3 protein-coding genes and 1 pseudogene are annotated in these 3,099 nt (G+C 63.5%); 3 read left to right on the top strand and 1 reads right to left on the bottom strand.

From position 1 onward, the window contains the following. A partial coding sequence (locus tag M3461_02995; protein MDQ3773400.1) for a PDZ domain-containing protein occupies nt 1-266 on the top strand: 266 nt, incomplete at its 5' end. A gap of 214 nt (nt 267-480) precedes the next feature. Here the strand turns inward: M3461_02995 and M3461_02990 are convergent. Next, a complete protein-coding gene (locus M3461_02990; protein MDQ3773399.1) occupies nt 481-1,425 on the bottom strand; it encodes an IS110 family transposase in 945 nt (314 codons plus the stop codon). Between the two features lie 886 nt (nt 1,426-2,311). Between M3461_02990 and M3461_02985 the strand changes: the two are divergent. Together M3461_02985 and M3461_02980 are read left to right on the top strand one after the other, a co-directional pair. Beyond that, nucleotides 2,312-2,464: pseudogene (locus M3461_02985) on the top strand (adenosine deaminase). 22 nt (nt 2,465-2,486) lie between these two features. Then, nucleotides 2,487-3,099: helix-turn-helix domain-containing protein (locus tag M3461_02980; GenBank protein ID MDQ3773398.1), on the top strand; the 613-nt coding region annotated here is incomplete at its 3' end.

The raw sequence follows: 3,099 nt of genomic DNA, 5'->3' as shown, positions 1-3,099 counted from the left end.
CCAAGGCGTTCGGCCTTCCAGACCGCCAAGGGCCGGTGATCGTCGATGTGCTACCGAACAGCCCTGCACAAAAGGCCGGATTACAGGCAGGCGATGTGATCGTCGCAGTGAACGGGCAGCCAGTCCGGAATGCCAGTGCGTTGAAAAACGAGATCAGCACGATACAGATCGGAGATAAGGTCTCCCTGGACATCCTGCGCAAGGGTTCGTTTGGCGCAAAAGAGCGCCTGACGGTGACGGTGACCACACAGCTTCCCGGGGAGTAGCCACGAGTGCACGCTTGGGGGAGTATAGGAATTTTAAATGCACTTTTTCCCTCAGAAGGGAAAGTACTGCTGAACCTGTAGGATGTCAAGCAGGCCAGTCCTAGGACTAGCATCAGGAGCTTTTCGGGCCATTCTTCGGGTCCAGGCGCCAGGATTCGGAGCGTTTTGGCGTCTCGCGCGAGTGCAGGCCAAGGGGGAGCAACCGTGTTCGTTGTCAAGCGACTTCTGGGTTCCAGGGTGAGTTGGATTTGACCATGGCGTTCATGATGCTGAGGAGCTTGCGCATGCAGGCGACGATCACGACCTTCGCGGGTTTCCCTCCGGCCTTCAGGCGGTCGGCGAAAGCGCGGAGGACGGGATTGCACCGGATAGCCGCGACGGTCGACATGTACAGTGCGCAGCGGACCGCCGCACGCCCACCCCAGATGACGCGCTTGCCCCGCTGTTTGCCGCTGTCGTTGGCGAGCGGGGCAAGGCCGGCGAGCGCGGCGATGCCTTTGCGGTCCAGCGTACCCAATTCGGGTAGTTTGGCGAGGAGCGTCGCGGAAGTGGTGGCGCCCACCCCTGGAATGCTGCGCAGGAGGTCATCTCGCGCGCACCAGGCGGGGCTTGCGCGTAAGCGCCGCCTCAAATCCGTATCGAGGTCCTCGATGCGCTTGTCCAACCAGGCGATGTGGCTCTTCAGGCTTTTCTGCTGCAGCTTCGAGGCACGGCCCAGGCGGAGGGATTCTTGAACCCGCATCTCCACGAGCTGGCGTCGGCGGGTGACGAGATCGTCGAGCTCACGCGTGAACATCTCCTTCATGGGGCGCACCGCGGGACGGATCGTGCGGGCGAAATCCGCCAACATCCAAGCATCGATGCGGTCGGTCTTGGCCAGCTGCCCCGTGGCCTTGGCATAGTCCCGCACCTGACGGGGATTGACCACTGCCACCGGTACCCCGGCGGCCGTCAGCGACGCGGCAAGCCGCGTCTCGAGACCCCCTGTCGCCTCAAGCACGACCAGGCGGGGCGCGGCCTCACGCAAGCGTCTCGTCGCCTCGGTGATGCCTGGCTCGTCGTGCGGGATCTGGACGGTCTGCCCAGAGGGCTGAAAACCGACGTCCAGGGTGTCCTTGGAGATGTCGATGCCTACAAAGATCTCAGGATTCTCGCTCATACCCCACCTTGCAAAAATGCGGGCTCATTGGCCCCAGCAACCGTTCGGGTTAATCGGAGAACACGGTGCGGCGCCCTACGCTCCCCCACGGGCTTCGGCGCCCCAGGGTCGGACGAGCTGCCGCACCGAGCCGGCGCAGGGCTTTGGAGGATGTGGACAATGCGCCTTTGGCGCACCGGGCGCTTGCCGTGGAAAACGCTGCGCGTTTCCCACCGCGCGCCCCCTTGCCCACAGCCTCCAAAGCCCTAACAATTCTCATATATCTCACCAACCACAACAACATACAAGGGTCGGCTCAGGGAGCTGAACCGGAGGGGATATCGGTTGGGGATCAGGCCATGTGGAGTCGATCGGATGCCCGCACCGGGGATCGGGGCGGTGCTCTGAGGGCAGGCCGAGATGCGCGAGGATCTTGGCGATCACGGTGGGGTCTTCGATGGCGGCGAGGATTGTCAAGGGGCCGCCGCACTGGGGCGATGTCGATGTCAAACACCCGTTTGAGCACCCGGGGCCAGCTCAGGCGGGCCAGCGCCAACGGATGGGGTGTCTCACCGTGATCAGCCGAGTGTGCATTAGGGAAGCTCTGAACAAGTAACCAAAAATGGTTGAGCGGTGCGCATATGTGTATCGGTTTCGGGCGGAAAAGGAGTCGCGAGGTCTACGTTTCATAGTTCCCGGGCCATTTTCGGCCCGTTGGGCGAGGGATAAGGATTTTAAACGCCTTTTTTTCGTCAAGAGGCGCAGTATTGCTGGACTCATGAGCTGTCAAACATGTGGGTCCTCGGCCTAGAGTTGCCGACTCGTCGGGCCCTGCGCGCGGATCGAAACCGGTGCCTATGTCCGAAAACGGCGCGCAAGGGGCGCTGCTTTCGTTCATAGTGCCGCCATGGTTCTCGACACGAACGCTTGCTACCGGGCGGTCCGTGCGCGGGATGCCCGCTTCGACGGCCGCTACTTCACGGCGGTGCGATCGACGCGCATCTATTGCAGACCGGTTTGTCCCGCACCCCTACCCAAGCGCGAAAACTGCCGCTTCTTCAACAGCGCGGCGGCGGCCGAGGATGCGGGATTCCGGCCGTGCCTGCGCTGCCGGCCGGAACTTGCGCCCGGCGCCGCCAGCCGATGCGTCCGCGCGCCTGGCTCGCGCCGCGGCCAGTCAGATCGACGACGGCGCGCTTGCAGAAAAGAGCTTGACGTCTCTCGCACGCGGACTCGGCGTCACCGATCGACATCTGCGTCGGGTTTTCGAAGCCGAGTTCGGCATCACGCCGGTCGCGTACGCGCAGACTGCGCGGCTGTTATTGGCCAAGCGTCCGCTGACCGACAGCGCGATGCCCGTGATCGACGTCGCACTCGCCGCGGGTTTCGGCAGTGTGCGTCGGATGAACACCTCGTTTTCGCAGCGATACCGGATGAGCCCGACCGCGTTGCGCAAGCGCAGTGGGGTGCCGCGCGCGCTCGATCACCATACGTTCCGGCTACAAGCCCGGCAGCCGTTCGACTTCGACGCGTTGCTTGATTTTTTTGCTGTGCGCGCGATCCCAGGCGTCGAGTCGGTGGATGCGCGGCACTACCGCCGCACCTTGCGCGTGACTTCACCTGAAGGGCGCACCGCACAAGGCTGGATCGAAATACGCCGCGCGCCGCGCCGGACGCGATCGACGTATGGGATCG

The organism is Pseudomonadota bacterium, assembly GCA_030860485.1.
GTDB lineage: Bacteria > Pseudomonadota > Gammaproteobacteria > JACCXJ01 > JACCXJ01 > JACCXJ01.
Note: the sequence above shows the minus strand (reverse complement) of the source record. Positions and strands in the feature narration are given on the sequence as shown.